The following is a 15,327-nucleotide window of genomic DNA, read 5'->3' on the forward strand; positions in this document are numbered from 1 at the left end:
GGCCGAATCGCGCCCTCGACACCCTGCCGGGCCCAGCCCGACCACCCCGCCCCGCCCCGCACCCGCTGGTCCGCGACTGCCGCGCCGTCGCCCGCGACCGCCCGGGCCGCCGCCCCTTCGAAACCGGCTTCAGCGTGCCCGCCTTCGAACCCTCGTCACTTCCGGCGGCGCCGGCGGCCCCACAGCACCAGCGGGACGGCGGCGGCCATCGCGGCGGCGGCCAGCGGCGGCGGGGTCTCCAACTGCTCCGCGGCCCCCGGCGGGGTCCGGTCGAAGGTGCCGGGGACGGGCAGGGTGTCCCAGTTCGACAGCGGCCAGGCCACCACGAAGGCCCGGCCGATGACGTTCTCCACCGGGACGAAGCCGCCGCTCGCGTCGTTCACGTGGTAGCGGGAGTCCCGGGAGTTGTTGCGGTGGTCGCCCATCACCCAGAGGTGGTCCTTGGGCACCGTGACGGTGCCGACCGGCTCGTTGTCGCAGGGCGTCGCCCCCGGGTAGAGGTACGGCTCGACCAGCGGGACCCCGTTCACCTTCACCGGGCTGCCGCTCGTGCACTCCACGGTGTCGCCGCCGACCGCGATCACCCGCTTGATCAGGTCCTTCTCATCCGCCGAGGGCATCAGGCCGACCACGCTCAGCGCCTTCTGGACACCGCGCAGCACGGCGTTGCCGGACGGGCCGGCCGGCCCGTCCAACCAGCCGCCCGGGTCACGGAAGACCACCACCTCGCCGCGCTCCGGCTCGGCGCCGAACCACGGGGTGAACTTGTCGACCAGCACCCGGTCGCCCTTCTCCAGGGTGTGCTGCATCGAGCCCGAGGGGATCGAGAAGGCCTGGACGAAGAAGGTCTTGATCGCGAGTGAGAGCAGCAGCGCGACGACCACCAGGACCGGCAGCTCCTTCCAGAACGGCCGCTTTCGCCGCTCCGGCTTCGCCCGCTCCCCCTCCGCCTGCTCACCGCTCCCGGCCGATGCACTGCTCTCGGTCGTCTCCTCGACGCTCACCGCTGGTTCCCCTCCGGCCGGCCTGACGGAGGGCCCGAACGACCCCCCGCTGTCAGCTAACGAACAGAGGTTCCCGTCCGGGCCCGGACGCGACGGCGGACGTCGACACCGGGCGTCGGCACCGGGCGCCCTCCGCCGGCGCCGGGCCAGACCGTGCGGCGAGGGCGGGCCGATAGGGTGGCGGTCTGACCTGGCCGTTCGGCGAGGCCGCCCGACCGGCGCAGCTTCGCCACCCGCAACCGCGCCTACACCCGCACGCGGGTCTGACGGCCCCTAGCGAGGAAAGCACCCCATGATCCTGATCACCGTCAAGTTCACCGCCCGGCCCGAGTTCAGCGAGAGCTGGATGAGCCAGGTGGCGGAGTTCACCAAGGCCACCCGCGAGGAGCCGGGCAACGTCTTCTTCGAGTGGTCCCGCAGCGTCGAGAACCCCGACCAGTACGTCCTGCTGGAGGCGTTCGAGTCCGCCGACGCCGGCGCCGTCCACGTGAACTCCGACCACTTCAAGGCCGCGATGGCCGCCCTCCCCGCCACGATCGCCGCCAAGCCGCAGATCATCTACGTCGACGCCGCCGTGGACGGCTGGTCCGAGATGGCCGAGCTCTCCCCCGCCGCCTCCTGACGACGGCCCATGCGTGGGCGGGTGGGCCGACCGGCGCCCACCCGCCACGGCCGCCGGTCGGCCAGGTCGTCAGGCGGTCAGAGCTGGACGGCCTTCAGGTAGGCGGTGTCACCGCGGACTCCCGCGACGAGAAGCGTGTGGCCGCCGGGGACCACCGCCGCGGCCGACACCCCGCAGGTCAGGGAGATCAGATCCCCGTCGAGGCTCCACACCGCGGCGACCGTCATCGTCTCCCCCGGTCCGTTTGACGCCTGACTCGTGCCAGACGGTCGGCCGCCCGGGAAGTCGACCTGCCGCCGGGCATCCAGGGCTATTTGGCCAGTTCATCCCGACGGGGGGCCTGGAGTAGTGGGGTCATGCTGCCGGTAGTGGCGTGAGCCGGTGTACGGCCCGCGGCAGTGCTGCTTCGGTTCAGGCCGGACGGGTCGGGGAGTTGGTTGCCACCTGGCGCAGGAGCTCGGCGTTGGTGGCGGTCCGCTTCAGCCGGTCCAGGAGCAGTTCCGTGGCCTGTTGGGTGTCGAGGCCGCCTAGGACGCGGCGCAGGGTCCAGGCCGCGGGCGTGCGGGTGCGGCCGAGGAGGAGTTCCTCACGGCGGGTTCCGGAGGCCCTGACGTCGACGGAGGGGAAGATGCGCTTGTCGGCGAGGCGGCGGTCGAGGCGGAGTTCCATGTTGCCGGTGCCCTTGAACTCCTCGAAGATCAGGTCGTCCATCCGGGAGCCGGTGTCGACGAGGGCGGTGGCCAGGATGGTCAGCGAGCCTCCGTTCTCGATGTTGCGGGCAGCGCCGAAGAGCCTCTTCGGGTGCTGGAGGGCTGTGGCGTCCAGACCGCCGCTGAGGGTCCGTCCGTGAGCGGGGGCGGCGGCGTTGTGGGCGCGGGCGAGGCGGGTGACGGAGTCGAGCAGGACCACCACGTCGTGGCCGAGTTCCACCAGGCGCTTGGCGCGTTCGACGGCGATTTCGGCGAGCGCGATGTGCTCGCGGGCGGGCCGGTCGAAGGTGGACGCGATGACTTCGCCCTTGACCGAGCGCCGCATGTCGGTGACCTCCTCCGGGCGTTCGTCGACCAGGACGACCATCAGGTGCGCCTCGGGGTGGTTGTGAGCGATCGCCGCCGCGATCGACTGCACGATCATCGTCTTGCCGGCCTTCGGGGGCGCCACGATGAGACCGCGCTGGCCCTTGCCGATCGGGGCCACCAGGTCGACGGCCCGGCCGATCAGCTCCCGCGGACCGGTTTCCAGGCGCAACTGCTCCTGCGGGTACAGCGGCGTCAGTTCGTGGAACGCGGGCCGGCGCCGGGCCCCGTCGGCGGTGGTGCCGTTGACCGTCTCGATGCGGGCCGGCGCCTGGCGGGCGGCGCCGCGCGGAGAGGTCGCGCGCGGGCCGTTCGCGGCCGGGGCGGTCGCGACGGTCAGGACGTCACCGGGCCGCAGGCCGAGTGCGCGCACCTGGTCGGCGGGAATGTTCACATCGGCGGGCCCGGGGAGGTAGCCGGAGGTGCGCAGGACGGCTTTCCCCTCGCGGACGTCCAGCACACCGGTGACCGCGACGGGGTCGCCGCCCTCGGCTGTGGCCGGCCGCGCCGGCCGGTCGCTGCGGCTGTGTGTTCGCGGTGACGGCAGTGCGGGCCGACTGCCTAGGCCTTCCGTGTCCGCAGGCCGGGGTGCGGCCGTCGGGGCCTGCGGCCGGTCGGTGGAGCGCTTGGCGGTGATCGCCTCGACGAGTTCGCCCTTGCGCAGACGGGCGGCGCCCGGGATGCCCAGGGCGGAGGCGAGTTGGTGGAGGTCGGTCTTCAGCAGGCCGTCCAGCGGTGTGGTGGTGGACGATTCGATGGTGGTGGTCGTCACGAGAAGGTACTCCTGGGGTGTCGAGGGTGTGGTGGCCGCCGGGCGAGCCGCGGCGCGGGGCGCCCGGCAACGGCGAGTGGCACGGCCGGACGGCTGTTCGGAGGTGGAACGTGGTGTGCGGCCAACACGCTCGGAAAGGCGCGGGACCGTTGGTAGGGGGCGGCCCCTGCGGGGCGGCGAGGTTCCCTACGGGATGAAGTGGGTCGTCTTCCGGCGAGGGATCGCCGGGACGCTGCCCGCAGATGGGCTCTCAGACGTTGCCGGTGTGCCGGACAGGGGCACTGGAGGATGGCGGTCTGCATGTTTCCGGGGCCGCTGTGGAGCCTTCCGGTGTGCATTGGCACCTGGTCCCCGCACCCCAGAGGGTGGGCATCCAGCATCGCCAGCGACGATGATAGCACTACCGGCTTCGGGACGGCAGTGTGACGGCGGCGCGAGCGCGTCGCCGCTGGACGCACCTGCCCACGGTCCCAGCGGCCCGGCTTCCTACCAGCCGAAACCGGCTGGTGTGGCCACCGCCCGAGCCGAACGTCGCCAGCGTGGTCAGCTCCTCGATGCTGGTCACCGTGCACCCCCGACCACCACGGGCACGAGGATGCAGCGTCCGATCCGGCGCATAGGCTGTCGCAACGGAACGGGGATCTTGGAGCTGGAGGCGGTATGTCCTTGGCGTGGCTGGAGACGGAGGGCGGCCCGTTCGTCGTGGTTCCACGCGATGCCCTGTCGCACTGGTCGGGAACGGAGGGCGACTACGGCCGGGCCTGCGAGGTGGTGGAACTCGTCGGTGTCCTCGACCTTCCTGATGCGTCCGAGGCGCTCGTCCTCGGGGATGAACCGCTCTCCACCGCCTACCTTCCCGAGCACCGGGTCCTCGTCCGCTGGTGCTGCGCGGAAAGCGAGGAAGGTGTCGCCGACATCGTCCTGGCCGGACTTCCCAGCGCCGAGTGGGATGAAGGACCTGTCCTGAAGACCACCGGCGAGCTCGTCATGTTCGACGCCGCCTACTTCGGCACCGAGGTCGGGAATCTCGCGGACGGCACCGTCCTCGAACTCGGCGCCGGCCGCTACCGGGTGGACTCGGCGAGCATCGAGCCCGACCACCTGACGTCCTTTCGCGTCCACCGATTCGTTGAGCTGACCTGACCTGAGGCTGTGCAACGTCCACCGGTGACCTCCCCTTCACGGGTACGTCTCACAGGTACGTCGAACTCACCACCGTGCACCTCCCTGTCCAGGGCCGGGTCACGAACACCGGCGTCACTACTCAGAGCGACCGGCCAAGGCCCGGCCCGATGGAATACGTGATACCTCAGCAGGCGAGCCAACCGGTCCCGAGACCGGTGCCGACGGGTCAGGGGCCGCCGGCGAGCATGATCCGGGCCACCAGTTCGCGCCGGCTGGCCACTCCCGCCTTGGCGAAGACCGACTTCAGATGGTCCTGGACGGTGTAGGGCGTCATCGCCAGCACCCGGGCGATGTCACGGGTGTCGCAACCGCGCACCAGTAGCAGGGCCACCTCCTGCTCCCGCACGGTCAGCCCGTAGGCGGAGAGGTAGAGCGGCATCGCGTCGGACGGCGTGGCCGGGGACGCCACCACCGTCACCTCGCCGCCCGGTGAGCCCTCCAGCGGCGCGGCGTGCAGGACGAACCACCGGCCCTCCCGGGTCTGCACCCGGATCTTGGCCTCCGAGGCCGCCAGCCCGCACGCCGCCCGGCGCGCCTGCTCGGCGGCGATCGCGAAGGCGGTCGGCACCGAGAGCGCCGAGGGCGAGGGGTCGGCCAGCCGGGCCAGCAGCTCCTCGGCCGGACCGGACACCGCCAGCGGCTGGTTCGCCGAGCCAAGTACCAGCACGGCTGGACCTTCTGACGGATCGTTGGACGACTCACCGGTCTGCGGGAGGTGGCAGGACCGCAGCGCGTTGCCCAGGTGCCGGGCGGCGGTGTCGGCGAGCTGGCGCTGCCGCCCGAGGTACGGGCCGCGGTCCGGCGCCCGCATGAACGCCGCGCACCCCCACATCCCGCCGTGCGCGTCGAAGACGGTGCGCAGCTCGTCGCCGAACCCCGCCGGGTCGATCTGCTCGCGGAAGCGCGCGCTGCTCTCGGGCTGCCCCCTGGTCACCCGGCTCAGCGTCTCGGCCCGGACTCCGGAGTTGCGGATCTTGGGGAAGGTCGCGACGTCGTCGACCCAGACCTCCAGCCGGACGGCGTCGTGGAACCGGTCGAGGCTGAGATCGTCACTCAGGACGGAGTTGACCAGGCCGGTCGCCGGATCGGCGGTGTGCCAGCAGACGGCGTCGAACTCCAGCACCCCGCGCAGTAGTTCGTCGGCCCTGCGGAAGACCTCGGCCGCCTCCAGACCGCCCCCGGCCAGCTCGCGTAACCCCTCGACCGCCTCGTGCGCCGCCGCCCCACGTGATCCCATGGGCGGAAGCTAACACGGCCGCCGAAGGCCCGCCACAGGCCGAATGGCGGGGCGGGGACCTCTCGAATCAGGCCCTAGGGTGCTTGCCATGAGAGCCGAACTGACCAGGGACAGTGTTGCCATGGGCGACGACGCGGACGCGCCGCACGCCGAGGGGCGGGAGTTCCGGGAGGACCTCACGATCCGTCAGGCGATCGCCTCGGTGGTCGCGGACCACTACCTCGCGGGGATCCACGGCGGCCGGGCCACCTGGATCGCGCAGGCGGACGACGGTACCGCGCTCGCGGTGGTCGCCCAGCAGTGGGCGGAGCCCCGCATGCTCGTCGCCGGGGAGCTGCCGCTCGCCCGGTTCGCCGACGCGGACGGCCGGGTGCGGCTGCACTTCGCCTACCGGCGCCAGCTGGACCCCGAGGCCGAGTACGCGCGCCTGGCGGCCGGTCCGCCCCGCTGAGGCGCCCGGTGCGGGCGGAGGCCGCCGCCTCCGCCCGCACCGGCCGATCCGGCGGTGTGCCGGGGGCGGGTCAGCAGGCCACGACGGCGGAGACGGTCGCGGTCGACGGCGGCCAGCCCCACTGGCTGACGGCGAAGCTTGCGGTCACCGTCGCGCCGCACGGCGCGGTGGTGGTGATCCCGCCGACGCGGACCCCGCCCGCCGACACCGGGACGCTGGTGCTGACAGGGGCGATCGGGGCGTTGCCGACCACGTTGCCGGCGAGCGTGAAGCCGACCTGCTGGGGCTGCCAGGCCGGGTTGGTGGGGGTGGCCTGGCCGTACAGGTTGACCTGGTTTCCGGTCACCTCGACACAGGCCCTGGTCAGCAGGAAGCCGGGCGCGCCAGGGGCGCCGCAGGTCACGGTGGCGCCCACCGGACCGGCGGGCGCGGCGGCCGCCTCGTGGATGGTGGCCGCCGGCACGGCCAGGGCGGCGGCTGCGGTCAGAACGGCAGCAAGACGCTTCATGAGGTCCTCCCTCGTCTGTCGCCCTCGACCTTCGGCAAGGGCAATGTGAAATGTCACATGGGTCTTGCCGCATCATGGCAGCCCCGGGGAGAGGCGGTGCCGGTTTGAGGCGCGGAGGGCGCGCTCTTGCCGATATCGGCCGTCGGATGACCTGAACCGACTGTCATGATCCCTCCCGTCGCCGTCGGAGCCGTTTCCCTCGGGCGCCACGATTGTGGCCCGGCGCTGGGGCAACCACATCGGCAACCGCGAGTGGTACCGGGACGGCGCGGCGGTCAGGATCTCCGAGGACCAGCGGCAGCTCTCCTACGCGGAGGCAACGCCGGTCCAGGCGGAGCACCGCGTGGCGTTACTGGCGGGTGGGCTGAACCACCACGTGCGCATGCACGGGGCGAACAGCTGGCAGGCGAAGGACGTCCGCAGGAAGCTCACCGACGCGCGAAACCGGGTCAACACTCTCACGTGGGAGACCGCCAACCTGCGGCGCGAACTCGACGGGCTCCGCCGCTGCCTGCTCTGACGGAGTGCCGCCTGGTGGCTGGTGGGGTCCGGCGATCTGCGCTGCACCTTAATGCCGGCGGCCGCCCCACAGGCCGTACTCGTGGACGTAGTCGGCGATCGGGTCGAACCAGTCCGTGAAGAGGAACAGCACCAGGCTGACCGAACCCCCGAGCAGCCCGCCGATCGCGACCGCCGCGCCTGCCAGGGCCAGCAGCCGGCCCATCGGCCCGGTGTCCTCGCGTCTCCCCATGCCGCACTCCCCCCGCCCGCCCGGCTTCCGCCCCCGGTGCACCGAGGATCCGCGAACATCGCCGACTGCGCCAGCCAATCGACCGACAGCGAAGCCGAGTTGTGATGCGGGTCCGCGCGGGCCGACTCCCCCGGTCCCGCTACTCCCGGGCCGGGCCGGGGGTAGCGGGAGGGAGTTCACCGACCGCCCGGCGTCAGGGTCGGCTGGCGTCTCGAAGCGATCCGGCGCACAGGGCCCAGATGATGAAGATGTTCACGGCGATCAGGACGATGGCCCAGAACGGGTAGTAGGGCAGCCACAGGAAGTTGGCGATCAGGCTCAGTCCGGCGAGGACGACGCCGACGGCGCGCGCCCACGTCGCCCCGGTGAAGAGGGCGCAGCCGGCCAGGACGATGACGATCCCCAGGATCAGGTGGATCCAGCCCCAACTGGTCAGGTTGAACTGGAATGTGTAGTTCGAGGTTCTGACGAACAGGTCGTCCTTGGCGATGGCGGCGATCCCCTCGAAGATCGCCATGGTCCCACCGAAGATCATCAGCACCGCCGCGAGGACGGTCCAGCCGGTTCTCAGCGGATGCCCGGAGCTTCCCGGGGCGCCGACGCCGGCCGTGGGCTGTTGAGGATTGGCGGCCATAGGGGCCTCCCGTGGTCAGGGGGCCGGTCGGCCTGCCCGAGCGGACCGGTCGGCGGCTCCGTTTCCAGCGTTCCACGGTGCTCTCGTTGCCGCGCGCCAGGCGGGGGCACGGGCCGGGGCGGGGCGGGCCGCCACCGCCGAGGGGACACTTCACCCCCCGCCCGCGGCCGACCCGCCTGACGGCGGCCACGTTGACGCCCTGGCCCGGCGGTCCACGACCGAGATGCGCCCGGCTCCGCCCACTGGTGGAATGACGAAGGGGCGCCGAATCGGCCCGACCCGGGCCCCTCGGCCCTCCAGCCGCGCGGCAGCGCGGCGACGGCGGCGTGCCGAGCGCCGAGCCGGCGGCGGGCCCCGCACCACTGGCCGACCCGATGAGGAGCCGACATGAGCACCGAACCAAGCGAGCTCGACGAACTCGGGCCGATCGACTACCTGGTGGTCGAGTTCCCCGGGAGCCGGATGACCGGCGAGGGACTGCCCCTGCTGATCGACCTGGTCGACCGCGGCATCATCCGGATCCTGGACCTGATCTTCGTCAAGAAGGAACAGGACGGGACGGTCGTCGGCGTGGAACTCGCCGACCTGACCGGGGACCGGCAGCTCGATCTCACCGTCTTCGAGGGCGTCTCCTCGGGCCTGCTCGGTGCGGACGAGATCGACGACGTGAGCGGCATCCTGGAGCCCGGAAGCTCCGCCGGCATCCTGGTCTACGAGAACGTCTGGGCGGGGCCCTTCGCCGCCGCCCTGCGCCGCGCCGGCGGCCGCCTGGTGGCCAACGGCCGCATCCCGGTCCAGGACCTGCTGGCCTCGCTCGACGCCGCCGAGGCCGGCGCCTGAGCAGTCCCGGCCCGGCCACCGCGCACGGCCGGGCAAGCCGTCCGTCCGAGCAACGCACGGCCGGCCCGGCCACCGGCCGACCGATCCACATCCGGCCAGGCCACGGCCGGTCGAACCACCGAAGGAGAACACCATGCCGGGTCTACTTCGCGGTGTCGCACGCACCGCCGTCGTCGCCGGGACCGCCACCGCGGTCTCCAACCGGGTCTCCCGGCGCCAGGCCGGCCGCTGGGCCCAGCAGGAGGCCCCCCAACAGGTCGCCCAGCCCGCACCCGTACAGGCCGCACCGGCTCCCGCGGCCGCTCCGGCCGACGACATGAGCACGAGGATCGCCCAGTTGAAGCAACTCGGCGAACTGCGGGACCAAGGCCTGCTCACCGAGGCCGAGTTCGCCACCCAGAAGGCGGCCATCCTCGGCTCCTGAACGCCGGCCACCGCGCCCCGAAAACCGCGTGTCGGATGCCACGGCGACCGGCGGGTGGCAGAGTTGCGCCCATGTGCGGCCGATTCGTCTCCACCACAACGCCCCAGGACCTGGTCGAGCTGTTCGGGGTGACCCGCTGGACCCCGGTCGAGACCCTCGCCCCGAGCTGGAACGTGGCACCCACGGACCCGGTGTGGACGGTGATGGAGCGCGTGGACCACGACACCGGTGAACTCACCCGCCGACTCCGCCCGGTGCGCTGGGGCCTGGTCCCCTCCTGGTCGAAGGACCCGGGGGCGGGGGCGAGGATGATCAACGCCAGGGCCGAGACGGTGCACGAGAAGCCGGCGTTCCGGACCGCGTTCGCCAAGCGGCGCTGCGTACTCCCGGCCGACGGCTACTACGAGTGGGTCCAGGTGGCCGCCACCGCCGACCGCAAGGCGTACAAGCAGCCGTACTTCCTCCACCCCCGCGAGGGCGGGCCGCTGGTGATGGCCGGGCTCTACGAGTTCTGGCGCGACCGCTCGGTGCCCGAGGACGACCCGGCGGCCTGGCTCACCACCGCCACCATCATCACCACCGACGCCACCGACGCCGCCGGCCGCGTCCACGACCGGATGCCGCTCACCATCGACCCGGGCGACCTGGACGCCTGGCTCGACCCCGAACACACCGACCCGGCCGAACTCCGACGGCTGCTGCACACCCCGGCCGGCGGGGAACTCGCCGTGCGGTCGGTGTCCACCGCCGTCAACAGCGTCCGCAACAACGGCGCCACCCTCCTTGACGCCGTGCCCGACCCGGTGGGCCACGGCGACACGTCCGACTAGTACGACCAGCCCGGCTAGTGCGACCGGTCCGACTGGTCCGACCAAAGCGTGTTTGCAAAGTCGCATCGGGCCCGACAGCACTTTGCAAAGTCCCCAAAACTTTGCAAACACCCCGGAACGCCGGAAAAGGCCTCGCACCGAGAGGACCGACACCGATGAGCATGGACTGGGACCTCCTCACCTCAGGGCCAGCCGACGCACGGCGCACCGCGCTGCTGCTCCCGGGCGGGCTCAACCCCGCGCGGTCGTACGCCGAGCTGATGGCGCAGCCCGAGCTGGCCGGCATCCGCCTGGTCGCCGCGACGCTTCCGGGCCACTGCGGGGCGCCGGCCCCGGAGGGCTACGGCATCGACACCGCGGCCCGGCTCGCCGGGCGGCTGGCCGCCGAGCAGCGCTGCGACGCGGTCGTGGGGTTCAGCATGGGGGCGAGCGTCGCACTGGAGATGGTGGCGTCCGGCGCGTTCTCGGGACCGGTCGTGCTGCTCGGGATCAGCCTGTCGCCCCGGGACGAGCCGCTGTTCTTCAGGACCGTCTGCCGACTGAGCGGCGTACTGGGCGAGCTTCCGTCCGTCGTCCTGCTGAAGCTCATGGGGTCGGTCACCAAGGATGTCCGGGTACCTCCCGCGCGCCGAACCGAGATCCTCGCCGACCTGCGCAGCAACGAACCGCGGGCGATGCGCGGGATCCTCCGCTGCTATCTGCGCCACCTCGGCGAGCACGCCAGGCCGGCCGAGCGGCTGTGCGCCGCCGGGGTGCCGGTCTGGGTGGTGCACGCCGAGAAGGGCGACGGCGGGCTCACCGCGGAGGAGCGGCGCACCCTGGAGGCCTGCCCCCGTGCGAGGGTCGTGACGATCCCCGGCAGCAGCTTCTTCCTGCCCAACGAGGAGCCGCAGCGGATCGCCGGGATCCTCCTTGACGCCCTGGCGCAGGCCTCCTGAGCCGCTTTGCCAGGTCGGCGTCTTCCTCGCCTACGCGGGCGAGCGAGGCCGGACCCGGATCGACCCGGCGCTCTACGTGCCGAAGTCCTGGACGCCGCCGACGCCGGCACCAAGCCCGGACCAGCCACTACAAACGACGAGGCCACAGCCCCAAGAGCTGAGGCCTCGTCATGGTAGGCACCGGCACCGAGGCCCGCGCGGGACTTGCGATCACCTGTCGACGGCGGCGGTCACGCGGTTCCACTCGTCCAGGTCGGCGGTGCGGGCCTCCAGTGCGGTGCGCATGCCGGTGGCGCCGGAGGCGCCGAGGGCCAGGCGCAGCGGGGGGTTGGGGCTGCCGACCGCGGTTCGGATGCCCTCGGCGATCCGGGCCGCGGAGGAGAACGCGGACGGGGGCAGTTCTCCGATGCCCTTCTGGACCTCGCGGACGGTCCGGTCGTAGTCGTCGAGGCCGGCGGCGACGTCGAGGTTGGACAGGAAGGGGGTGGCGGTCATTCCGGGCTGGATGATCGTGACCTTGATGCCGAGCGGCGCGACCTCGGCGGCCAGTGCGTCCGACAGTCCCTCGACCGCGTACTTGGTCGCGGCCAGCAGTCCCACGCCGGGGTGGGCGGACTGTCCGTAGACCGACGAGCCCTGGAGGATGTGGCCGGATCGCTGGGAGCGGAGTACCGGCAGCGTCGCGCGGAGCACGTTGAGCACTCCGAAGACGTTGGTGTCGAACACGGCGCGGGCCTGGGTGTCGGAGGCTTCCTCGACGGCTCCGAAGAGCCCGTAGCCGGCGTTGTTGGCCACCACGTCGATGCGGCCGAACCGCGAGAGCGTGTGCTCCACGGCTTCCCGGACGGCCTGCTCGTCACGCACGTCCGCCCGGACGAGGAGCAGACGGTCGCCGTGCGCTTCGACCAGTTCCTCCAGGGGAGCGGTGTCGCGGGCGATCGCCGAGACGACATCGCCGTTCTCCAGTGCCTGCAGGGTCAGTTCGCGGCCGATGCCGGAGGTCGCGCCGGTGATGAGCCAGGTGCGGGGGCCGGTCGGCTGGTTCGTTGTTCCGTTCATGTTGCGACCGTAGAGCGTTAGCGCATAACTCGTCAATCGATGCGATGCCTGGAGTTGCCCGTTAGCCGACTTAGTGCCTCTTCCTGCCGATGTAGGATGGGGCGATGAGCAGCACTGCGGCCGGATCCGCGAAACCCAGCCCGCGCACCGTCGTGCCGACGGTGGAGACCGTGCTCGCGTTCGTGAACACCCGCGCGGACGGGGGCGGCCGGCAAGAGCTGTTCGGGGACGGCCGCTCGTTCGCGGCGTGGCTCGCGGAGCACGGCGAGTTCGACGGCGTTGGCGGCGCAGGCGGTGTTGGCGGCGCAGGCGGTGTTGGCGGCGCAGGCGGCGAGACCGTGGCGACCGATGCGGATGCCGCGGCCGCACGCGAACTGCGGGACGCCCTGGTGACCCTGCTGCTCGCGCATTCGGGCGACGAGGCGAGCCTGGGCGAGCCGCTCCGGCTCGCCGAGCAGCACCTGCGGCGTGCAGGTGCGCTCTACCCGCTGGCGACAGTGGTCACGGCCGGTGGTGTCGAACTGGCGTCGCCGCAGACCGGGGTTCCGGGCGTGTTCGGGACCGTCCTGGCCGCGGTGACGACCTTCGCGCAGACCGGCGACTGGGCGCGCATCAAGGCCTGCCGCAACCCCCCCTGCCACTTCGGCTTCTTCGACCGCACCCGCAACGGAGCGGGGCTCTACTGCAGCACCGGCTGCGGCTCCCAGGTGTCCATGCGCAACTACCGCCGGCGCCAGCGCCGGGAGGGCGAGGCCCCGCCCGAGGCGTGAGGCCGCGGCCTCACGGGCGGCCCCTCGAAGCCGTGACCACCCCGGCATCTTCCTCGCAGGCCGCCCTCGCCATCCGGCTCCGCGCACGGTCGGCCGGACAGGACCAGGAGGCTCGGCCGACCATGCCCCGGTCGGTCCCGGTCAGTCCCCGGTCGGCAGTCCGGCCTCGACGCCCAGTACGCCCAGCGTGCGGCGCAGCGCCTCCCGGTCGGGGGCGGTCAGCGAGGCGGTGAGCTCCTCGTCCAGCCCGTGCGCGAGCGCGGTGCATTCGGCGAGCAGGCTCCGCCCGGTGTCGGTCAGCGCGAGTACCTGGCGGCGCCGGTCCGCCGGGTCGCGCACCCGGTCCACCGCGCCGACCTGTTCCAGGTGGTCGGCCAGCGCGACCACCAGGCTGGGTGCCACCGCCATGGTGCGGGCCAGTTCCTGCTGGGACGGCGGCGCGCCCGAGTCCAGTGCGACCAGTACGCCGACGTGCTTGGGCTTGAGGCCCAGCTCCGCCAGGGCGGTGGTGAACCGCGCCGTGACCACGCTGCCCAGGGTGCCGAGCCGGAAGACCACGGAGGCGGTCAGCGGCGCGGGGTTGACATTGTTCACGCGAGGAACGCTAGCATGCGGTAACCATTCAGAGTTCGAACAATTTGAGGTCTGACGCAATGCTTCGTTCCACCACCCCGCTCAGCCGGGGCATGCGCGTCCTGGTGATCGCCAATGCGGCCGGCGCCGCCCTGTCCATGGCCTCCGGCGTCGTCGGGCTGCTCTCCCCCGGCCTGGCCCTGCCCGGCGGCACCGACCCGGTGACCGCGCTCACCGACCTGTACGTTCAGGCCTACGCGGCCCGCGCCCTGCCGCTCGGCGCCGTCCTGGTGCACCAGCTGCTGATCAGCCGGACCAGCCGTGCCGGCCGCGCGCTCGGACCGCTGCTGCTGGTCTCCGGCGCGGTACAGCTGGCCGACGCGGCCATCGGCGTCTCGACCCACAATCCCGGCATGGCCGTCGGCGGCACCGTTCTCGCCGCCCTCCATCTGGGCCTGGCCTCCCGGCTGGCCCGCTCGGACCGTGCGACCCTCCCAGCCCGCGCCACCGGAGGCCTCCCCGCCGCCGAAGGCGCCTGACCGGGGCCGTCCGGGGCGCCGTCGCCGCAGGCCGGCACGCCCCCGCACCGGCCCCGCACCCGCCCCGCACCCCTCCTCAGGCGGGATTCGCGCTGCGGAACGCGTGCCGGTAGCCCGCCGGCGAGACCCCGACGACCCGTTTGAACTGACGCCGAAGCGTCGTGGCGGTCCCCATGCCGGTGGCCTGGGCCACCGCCTCGACGCTCTCGTCGGTGGCCTCCAGCAACTCCTGGGCGCGGCGCACCCGCTGGGTCAGCAGCCACTGGAGCGGCGTCTGACCGGTCACCGACCGGAACTGCCGCCCCAGATGGCGCGGGCTCGTGTTCGCCCGCCGCGCCAGGTCCGTCACCGTCAGCGGCCGGTCCAGCCGCTGCTGGGCCCAGGCGAGCAGGTCGGCCAGCACGTGGTCGCCCCTGACCTGCACCGGCGTGGCCACGAACTGGGCCTGGCCACCGGGCCGGTGCGGCGCCATGACGAGGCGTCGGGCCACCGAGTTGGCGATGGCCGCGCCGTGGTCGAGGTGGACCAGGTGGAGGCAGAGATCCACCGCGGCGGCCTTTCCCGCGGCGGTGAGCACGCTGCCGTTGTCGGTGTACAGCACGTCCGGATCGACCACGGCCAGCGGATGACGCGCACTCAACTCCGCGGTGTGCGCCCAGTGCGTGGTGGCGCGCCGGCCGTCCAGCAGGCCGGCCGCGCCGAGCACGAACGCCCCGGTACAGAGCGAGGCGACCCGGGCACCCGCCTCGTGGGCCGCCCGCACGGCCTCGACCAGCTCCGGCGGGGGCGGGACGTCGACGTCGGCGCAGGCGGGCACGATCACCGTGTCCGCGCCGACCAGGCGCTCCAGCCCGTGGTCGGGTTCGACCACGAACGGGCCGACCTTCACCGGGCCCTCCCCGCAGAGCAGCACGTCGTACCAGCCCTCCGCGGCCTCGCGCGGGGGGTTTCCGAAGATCTCGTAGGCCACCCCCAGCTCGAAGTGCAGCAGGTCACCGGCGGCCGGGAGTGCGACAGTTGGCATGTCCGAAAGTGTACGGGTGGTGTCGTTCAGGACACTCACGATCAGGCCCTGCCTGCGGCGAGACTGGAGTCCTCAGCACATCGAGATCGG

General features: G+C 72.6%; 20 protein-coding genes. 10 read left to right on the forward strand and 10 right to left on the reverse strand.

What is annotated here, in order from left to right; translation table 11 throughout:
- Window positions 1-155: 155 nt before the first annotated feature.
- On the reverse strand, window positions 156-1,004 hold the full coding sequence (lepB, locus tag ACGFZP_RS36130; protein WP_392941043.1) for a signal peptidase I: 849 nt from the start codon (window positions 1,002-1,004) through the stop codon (window positions 156-158).
- A 292-nt stretch (window positions 1,005-1,296) separates the two neighbouring features.
- Here lepB and ACGFZP_RS36135 point away from each other — a divergent pair, with 292 nt between their 5' ends.
- Window positions 1,297-1,626 carry a putative quinol monooxygenase gene (locus ACGFZP_RS36135; RefSeq protein ID WP_392941044.1) on the forward strand — a complete coding sequence of 110 codons (330 nt, stop codon included), beginning with the start codon at window positions 1,297-1,299 and terminating at the stop codon, window positions 1,624-1,626.
- Between the two features lie 77 nt (window positions 1,627-1,703).
- Here ACGFZP_RS36135 and ACGFZP_RS36140 read toward each other — a convergent pair whose 3' ends face one another.
- Complete coding sequence (locus ACGFZP_RS36140) at window positions 1,704-1,853, reverse strand: hypothetical protein (RefSeq protein WP_392941046.1); 150 nt, start codon at window positions 1,851-1,853, stop codon at window positions 1,704-1,706.
- Window positions 1,854-2,037: 184 nt separating this feature from the next.
- Window positions 2,038-3,474, reverse strand: a complete 1,437-nt coding sequence (rho, locus tag ACGFZP_RS36145; RefSeq protein ID WP_392941048.1) for a transcription termination factor Rho — start codon at window positions 3,472-3,474, stop codon at window positions 2,038-2,040.
- A 660-nt stretch (window positions 3,475-4,134) separates the two neighbouring features.
- Here rho and ACGFZP_RS36150 point away from each other — a divergent pair.
- Window positions 4,135-4,617, forward strand: coding sequence for an Imm21 family immunity protein (locus ACGFZP_RS36150; protein WP_392941050.1), 483 nt, complete (start codon window positions 4,135-4,137; stop codon window positions 4,615-4,617).
- Between the two features lie 208 nt (window positions 4,618-4,825).
- Here the strand turns inward: ACGFZP_RS36150 and ACGFZP_RS36155 are convergent, their stop codons facing one another.
- Entirely contained in the window at window positions 4,826-5,896 is a 1,071-nt protein-coding gene (locus tag ACGFZP_RS36155; protein ID WP_392941051.1) for a helix-turn-helix transcriptional regulator, read from the reverse strand.
- A gap of 88 nt (window positions 5,897-5,984) precedes the next feature.
- Here ACGFZP_RS36155 and ACGFZP_RS36160 point away from each other — a divergent pair, with 88 nt between their 5' ends.
- Complete coding sequence (locus ACGFZP_RS36160; RefSeq protein ID WP_392941053.1) at window positions 5,985-6,347, forward strand: hypothetical protein; 363 nt, start codon at window positions 5,985-5,987, stop codon at window positions 6,345-6,347.
- Between the two features lie 70 nt (window positions 6,348-6,417).
- On the opposite strand, the gene ACGFZP_RS36165 is transcribed toward ACGFZP_RS36160, so the two are convergent.
- Window positions 6,418-6,855 carry a hypothetical protein gene (locus ACGFZP_RS36165; RefSeq protein WP_392941055.1) on the reverse strand — a complete coding sequence of 146 codons (438 nt, stop codon included), beginning with the start codon at window positions 6,853-6,855 and terminating at the stop codon, window positions 6,418-6,420.
- 214 nt (window positions 6,856-7,069) lie between these two features.
- Between ACGFZP_RS36165 and ACGFZP_RS36170 the strand changes: the two genes are divergently transcribed.
- On the forward strand, window positions 7,070-7,375 hold the full coding sequence (locus ACGFZP_RS36170) for a hypothetical protein (protein WP_392941057.1): 306 nt from the start codon (window positions 7,070-7,072) through the stop codon (window positions 7,373-7,375).
- 48 nt (window positions 7,376-7,423) lie between these two features.
- On the opposite strand, the gene ACGFZP_RS36175 is transcribed toward ACGFZP_RS36170, so the two are convergent.
- Both ACGFZP_RS36175 and ACGFZP_RS36180 read right to left on the reverse strand, forming a co-directional pair.
- Window positions 7,424-7,606: a hypothetical protein gene (locus tag ACGFZP_RS36175; protein WP_392941059.1), complete on the reverse strand. Its 183-nt coding sequence runs from the start codon at window positions 7,604-7,606 to the stop codon at window positions 7,424-7,426.
- 193 nt (window positions 7,607-7,799) lie between these two features.
- Window positions 7,800-8,240: a hypothetical protein gene (locus ACGFZP_RS36180; protein ID WP_392941060.1), complete on the reverse strand. Its 441-nt coding sequence runs from the start codon at window positions 8,238-8,240 to the stop codon at window positions 7,800-7,802.
- A gap of 387 nt (window positions 8,241-8,627) precedes the next feature.
- Between ACGFZP_RS36180 and ACGFZP_RS36185 the strand changes: the two genes are divergently transcribed.
- The 4 genes from ACGFZP_RS36185 to ACGFZP_RS36200 all read left to right on the forward strand — a co-directional run bounded on the left by ACGFZP_RS36185 (window position 8,628) and on the right by ACGFZP_RS36200 (window position 11,272).
- Window positions 8,628-9,080, forward strand: coding sequence for a DUF6325 family protein (locus ACGFZP_RS36185; RefSeq protein ID WP_392941061.1), 453 nt, complete (start codon window positions 8,628-8,630; stop codon window positions 9,078-9,080).
- 133 nt (window positions 9,081-9,213) lie between these two features.
- A complete protein-coding gene (locus ACGFZP_RS36190; protein ID WP_392941062.1) occupies window positions 9,214-9,504 on the forward strand; it encodes an SHOCT domain-containing protein in 291 nt (96 codons plus the stop codon).
- Window positions 9,505-9,575: 71 nt separating this feature from the next.
- On the forward strand, window positions 9,576-10,334 hold the full coding sequence (locus tag ACGFZP_RS36195; RefSeq protein WP_392941064.1) for an SOS response-associated peptidase: 759 nt from the start codon (window positions 9,576-9,578) through the stop codon (window positions 10,332-10,334).
- Between the two features lie 155 nt (window positions 10,335-10,489).
- A complete protein-coding gene (locus ACGFZP_RS36200) occupies window positions 10,490-11,272 on the forward strand; it encodes an alpha/beta fold hydrolase (protein ID WP_392941066.1) in 783 nt (260 codons plus the stop codon).
- A 210-nt stretch (window positions 11,273-11,482) separates the two neighbouring features.
- Here the strand turns inward: ACGFZP_RS36200 and ACGFZP_RS36205 are convergent, their stop codons facing one another.
- A complete protein-coding gene (locus ACGFZP_RS36205; RefSeq protein ID WP_392941068.1) occupies window positions 11,483-12,331 on the reverse strand; it encodes an SDR family NAD(P)-dependent oxidoreductase in 849 nt (282 codons plus the stop codon).
- A gap of 104 nt (window positions 12,332-12,435) precedes the next feature.
- Here ACGFZP_RS36205 and ACGFZP_RS36210 point away from each other — a divergent pair, with 104 nt between their 5' ends.
- The gene (locus tag ACGFZP_RS36210; protein ID WP_392941069.1) at window positions 12,436-13,101 is read left to right on the forward strand and encodes a CGNR zinc finger domain-containing protein; all 666 of its coding nucleotides are present in this window, start codon (window positions 12,436-12,438) and stop codon (window positions 13,099-13,101) included.
- 141 nt (window positions 13,102-13,242) lie between these two features.
- Here the strand turns inward: ACGFZP_RS36210 and ACGFZP_RS36215 are convergent, their stop codons facing one another.
- The gene (locus ACGFZP_RS36215) at window positions 13,243-13,695 is read right to left on the reverse strand and encodes a MarR family winged helix-turn-helix transcriptional regulator (RefSeq protein WP_392941070.1); all 453 of its coding nucleotides are present in this window, start codon (window positions 13,693-13,695) and stop codon (window positions 13,243-13,245) included.
- A 59-nt stretch (window positions 13,696-13,754) separates the two neighbouring features.
- Between ACGFZP_RS36215 and ACGFZP_RS36220 the strand changes: the two genes are divergently transcribed.
- The gene (locus tag ACGFZP_RS36220; protein ID WP_392941072.1) at window positions 13,755-14,213 is read left to right on the forward strand and encodes a hypothetical protein; all 459 of its coding nucleotides are present in this window, start codon (window positions 13,755-13,757) and stop codon (window positions 14,211-14,213) included.
- A 76-nt stretch (window positions 14,214-14,289) separates the two neighbouring features.
- Here ACGFZP_RS36220 and ACGFZP_RS36225 read toward each other — a convergent pair whose 3' ends face one another.
- On the reverse strand, window positions 14,290-15,237 hold the full coding sequence (locus ACGFZP_RS36225) for a helix-turn-helix domain-containing protein (RefSeq protein WP_392941074.1): 948 nt from the start codon (window positions 15,235-15,237) through the stop codon (window positions 14,290-14,292).
- Window positions 15,238-15,327 lie beyond the last annotated feature (90 nt).

It is taken from the genome of Kitasatospora sp. NPDC048239, assembly GCF_043202015.1.
Taxonomy (GTDB): domain Bacteria; phylum Actinomycetota; class Actinomycetes; order Streptomycetales; family Streptomycetaceae; genus Kitasatospora.

Bases quoted from the DNA above. Each gene is read 5' to 3' on its own strand.
- ACGFZP_RS36225 (WP_392941074.1), bottom strand. From the start codon at position 15,237: ATGCCAACTGTCGCACTCCCGGCCGCCGGTGACCTGCTGCACTTCGAG.
- ACGFZP_RS36180 (WP_392941060.1), bottom strand. From the start codon at position 8,240: ATGGCCGCCAATCCTCAACAGCCCACGGCCGGCGTCGGCGCCCCGGGA.
- ACGFZP_RS36195 (WP_392941064.1), top strand. From the start codon at position 9,576: ATGTGCGGCCGATTCGTCTCCACCACAACGCCCCAGGACCTGGTCGAG.
- ACGFZP_RS36200 (WP_392941066.1), top strand. From the start codon at position 10,490: ATGAGCATGGACTGGGACCTCCTCACCTCAGGGCCAGCCGACGCACGG.
- ACGFZP_RS36150 (WP_392941050.1), top strand. From the start codon at position 4,135: ATGTCCTTGGCGTGGCTGGAGACGGAGGGCGGCCCGTTCGTCGTGGTT.
- ACGFZP_RS36220 (WP_392941072.1), top strand. From the start codon at position 13,755: ATGCTTCGTTCCACCACCCCGCTCAGCCGGGGCATGCGCGTCCTGGTG.
- ACGFZP_RS36185 (WP_392941061.1), top strand. From the start codon at position 8,628: ATGAGCACCGAACCAAGCGAGCTCGACGAACTCGGGCCGATCGACTAC.
- ACGFZP_RS36175 (WP_392941059.1), bottom strand. From the start codon at position 7,606: ATGGGGAGACGCGAGGACACCGGGCCGATGGGCCGGCTGCTGGCCCTG.
- ACGFZP_RS36135 (WP_392941044.1), top strand. From the start codon at position 1,297: ATGATCCTGATCACCGTCAAGTTCACCGCCCGGCCCGAGTTCAGCGAG.
- ACGFZP_RS36190 (WP_392941062.1), top strand. From the start codon at position 9,214: ATGCCGGGTCTACTTCGCGGTGTCGCACGCACCGCCGTCGTCGCCGGG.
- ACGFZP_RS36205 (WP_392941068.1), bottom strand. From the start codon at position 12,331: ATGAACGGAACAACGAACCAGCCGACCGGCCCCCGCACCTGGCTCATC.
- ACGFZP_RS36160 (WP_392941053.1), top strand. From the start codon at position 5,985: ATGAGAGCCGAACTGACCAGGGACAGTGTTGCCATGGGCGACGACGCG.
- ACGFZP_RS36165 (WP_392941055.1), bottom strand. From the start codon at position 6,855: ATGAAGCGTCTTGCTGCCGTTCTGACCGCAGCCGCCGCCCTGGCCGTG.
- ACGFZP_RS36140 (WP_392941046.1), bottom strand. From the start codon at position 1,853: ATGACGGTCGCCGCGGTGTGGAGCCTCGACGGGGATCTGATCTCCCTG.
- ACGFZP_RS36155 (WP_392941051.1), bottom strand. From the start codon at position 5,896: ATGGGATCACGTGGGGCGGCGGCGCACGAGGCGGTCGAGGGGTTACGC.
- ACGFZP_RS36210 (WP_392941069.1), top strand. From the start codon at position 12,436: ATGAGCAGCACTGCGGCCGGATCCGCGAAACCCAGCCCGCGCACCGTC.